Source organism: Photobacterium sp. OFAV2-7 (assembly GCF_022347985.1).
GTDB lineage: Bacteria > Pseudomonadota > Gammaproteobacteria > Enterobacterales > Vibrionaceae > Photobacterium.
On record NZ_JAKRFQ010000526.1, the window covers coordinates 1 to 3618 of the forward strand.

The 3618-nt window shown below is 52.9% G+C and carries 3 protein-coding genes; 2 read left to right on the forward strand and 1 reads right to left on the reverse strand.

What is annotated here, in order from left to right; genetic code table 11:
- Together phoR and MHN01_RS20250 are read left to right on the forward strand one after the other, a co-directional pair.
- The coding region (gene phoR, locus MHN01_RS20245; RefSeq protein WP_239413053.1) for a phosphate regulon sensor histidine kinase PhoR at positions 1–1254 on the forward strand (1254 nt) is incomplete at its 5' end.
- A 95-nt stretch (positions 1255–1349) separates the two neighbouring features.
- Complete coding sequence (locus MHN01_RS20250; RefSeq protein WP_239413054.1) at positions 1350–2333, forward strand: PstS family phosphate ABC transporter substrate-binding protein; 984 nt, start codon at positions 1350–1352, stop codon at positions 2331–2333.
- A gap of 7 nt (positions 2334–2340) precedes the next feature.
- Here the strand turns inward: MHN01_RS20250 and MHN01_RS20255 are convergent.
- Positions 2341–3618: exopolyphosphatase (locus MHN01_RS20255; protein ID WP_239413056.1), on the reverse strand; the 1278-nt coding region annotated here is incomplete at its 5' end.

Here is a 3618-nt window from a genome sequence, read left to right on the forward strand (position 1 = left end):
TACTTGCCCTGGATAGGATTGGGTCTGGTTTTTGGATACATGCCCTGGTTTTTGCTGGTGGCGACTTGGATCCAGTTGATCTGGCATTTTCATAATCAGCTGAAAATGTCCGACTGGCTGTGGAAAGAGCGCAGCCTGACGCCACCTTCCGGCTCGGGGAGCTGGGAACCCTTGTTCAACGGTATTTACCGCCTGCAGCAACGTAACCGGCGCCGCCGCAAAGAACTGGCAACCCTGATCCGCCGCTTCCGCAACGGGGCGGAGTCGCTTCCCGATGCGGTTGTTGTCTTTCGTAGTGAAGGCAATATTGTCTGGTGTAACAAGCTGGCCCAGCACCTGTTGGGGTTCCGCTGGCCGGACGATGCCGGACAGCCTATCAGTAACCTGCTGCGCAGCCCGGACTTTGTTCGCTATCTGGCGAAACAGTCTTTTGATACCCCGCTGGAAATCACCTCGCCGCTTAATTATGACCGCACGCTGGAGCTGAGGATCATGCATTACACCGAAGGTGAGTATCTGATGGTGGTGCGGGATGTCTCGCAGGTCAAACAGCTTGAAGGAATGCGCCGTAACTTCTTTGCCAATGTTTCCCATGAGCTGCGAACGCCGATGACGGTGCTGCAGGGTTACCTCGAGATGTCGAAAGATCCGGAAATGTTGGCCGGCCCGATGTGGGATAAGGCGCATGGTGTCATGACAGAGCAACTGCTTCGGATGAACTCGCTGGTTGAACAGCTGCTGACCTTGTCCAAAATCGAGGCGGCGCCAAACATTGAGTTGGAAGAGACTATCGATGTGCCGTCAATGCTCGATATTCTAGAAAAAGAGGCCATCTCTCTGAGCGGGGGCGACGAGCACCTGTTTAGCTTTGACATCGATAAATCATTGAAGGTCTTGGGAGATGAAGATCAGCTGCGTAGTGCAATTTCCAACCTCGTTTATAATGCCGTGAAACACACGCCGAAGAATGCCAAAGTGTCGGTGCGTTGGTACTTATCTGCAACCGGGCCTCGCCTGGAAGTGACAGATAGCGGAGAAGGCATTGAGCCGCAGCATATTCATCGTCTGACAGAGCGTTTTTATCGGGTTGATAAGGCCCGCTCGCGGGAGACAGGTGGTAGCGGCTTGGGGCTGGCAATCGTCAAGCATGCCCTGAGCCATCATGACTCGCAGTTGGAAATTGAAAGTGTTGTCGGTGAAGGAAGTACCTTCTCATTTACTCTGCCGCAAAGGCTAGTGGCAGACGCCGCTTAACCCGGTGAACAAAAAACATAGAAGATAGCGGCCCTCGGGCCGCTTTTGTCGTTACAATACAGTTGTTAATACCTTGAGAGGGAACATCAGAACTTATGACCAGCCTGTACCGTAAACTTGGATACCTACTTGCCCTGTTCGGTAGCCTGGCGGTTGCTGCTGCCGATGACGAATTGGCTGAGTACCATAAGGTCCGCGGTGTTTCCGGCACTTTGTCATCGGTTGGCTCGGATACGTTTGCTAACCTGATGACCTATTGGTCGGAAGAGTTCAAGCGGCTGTATCCGAATGTGAATGTACAGGTACAGGCGGCAGGTTCGTCAACGGCCCCGACGGCACTGACCGAGGCGACCGCCCAGCTCGGGCCGATGAGCCGGATGATGAAAGCCAAGGAAATCGAGGCGTTTGAGCATGAGTACGGCTATAAGCCGACGGCTGTCAGGGTGGCGATTGATGCGCTGGCTGTTTTTGTTCATGAAGATAATCCGCTGCAAGGAATAAGCTTTAATCAGCTTGATGCTATCTATTCACGGACTCTGCGTTGCGGTGGTACCGAACCGATCACCCGCTGGGGGCAACTGGGTCTGACTGGTAACTGGGCTCACCGTGATATCCAGTTGTTTGGTCGTAACTCGGTATCGGGTACCTATGGTTATTTTAAACAGCACGCCCTGTGCCAGGGAGATTTTCGCAATAATGTTAACGAACAGCCGGGCTCGGCATCGGTTGTGCAGTCGGTATCGAGCTCCCTGAATTCTATTGGCTATTCGGGCATAGGGTATAAAACCACGGGGATCCGGGCTATTCCTGTTGCCAGAGAAGAGGGCGGCGAATACGTTGAAGCCTCAATTGAAAATTCGCTTAACGGCAGCTATCCGCTGGCGCGTTACTTGTATATTTACGTCAACAAACACCCTAATAAACCCATGCCGCCACTGGAGACTGAATTCATTAAGTTCATCCTTTCGCGCTTTGGCCAGGATATGGTTGAAAAAGACGGCTATGTGCCGCTTTCTGCTGCCATTGTGTCTGCTGATTTGGCGCAGCTTGGGTTGAGCGACAGCGCTCAGGCAGACTAGCCCGAGCTTAAGAGCTAATAGCCAACTGCCAGCCGGCTTTGCTCCAGTATTCTTGTTCCTGACGTAAATCGGCCGCCAGTAACTTGTTATTGGCTTCCCACTCTTCTGGTAGCGTAAGCTGCCAGCTTTCCTTGTTGGCTTCGACCTTGATGTCCGGTAGCGGTTCCTCGTTGCGCTGGCCGTTAAGCGCCACAGCAAGGCGCAAGGTGCGGATCAGCGGATAGAGGTGCTTACGTTTGTAGATACTGAGTTCAGGCATCTCTTCCAGTTTGAGCGACTTACGCTGAAAGCGAACCAGGGTAGCCAGCACCGTTTGTTGTTCGAGGTTAAATCCCGGCATGGTACTAAAGCGAAGCAGGTAGGCGGAATGGCGATGGAACCCAGGATAACTGATGCTCAGCCCGGCCTCATGGAGCAAGGCGCCCCAGCCCAGCAGCGTTAACAATTCAGATTTGGTCAGCCCGGGCTGTGGCTCGATTTGGTTATAGAGATACTCGGCGGTGTCCTTGACCCGCTTGGCCTGAGCCATATCGACGTTATATTGGGTTGCCATCGCATCGGCGGTACGGGTGCGGATATCGCTATGGAGGAACCGGTCTTCCATCTCATACAACAGCCCTTCACGAAGCGCACCATCGGAAAAACGCATCTCGTCTATTTTCAATGAACTGAACACAGCATCGAGGATGGCAACACCGGCGGCAAAAACCGGTTTGCGATCATCGCTCAGTCCCGGTAAATCTAATTCGTCGGCATTTTTGACGCTGAGTATTTTGTCTGTCAGCTGACCGAGACGCTTGCCGGTGATGATGCCGTCATTGTAGCCGAGGCCTATCAGGACTTCCCGGATCGCCTTGATGGTACCGGATGAACCGACGGCATACTGCCAGCCTTTGTTGCGGTATTGGTTGGCTATGCTTTCCATTTTCTGCTGGGCAGCCAATTTAGCTTCAGCCATATTCTTGGCACTGATTTTACCTTTGGCAAAGTAGTGCTGGTTATAGCTGACGCAACCCATATGCTTGCTATAGAGCAGGTGGGTATTGAAATCTTCGCCGATCACCAGTTCGGTACTACCACCACCGATATCAATCACCAGCTTGCGGCCTTTCTCCGGCTGGGTATGTGCGACGCCGAGATAAATTAGGCGGGCTTCTTCGGTACCCGGGATGATCTCGATGGGATAGGGGATGATACTTTCGGCGCGCTTGAGGAACACATGGACATTTTGGGCCTGGCGTAAGGTATAGGTGGCAGCAATACGTACATTTTCCGGTTCGAAACC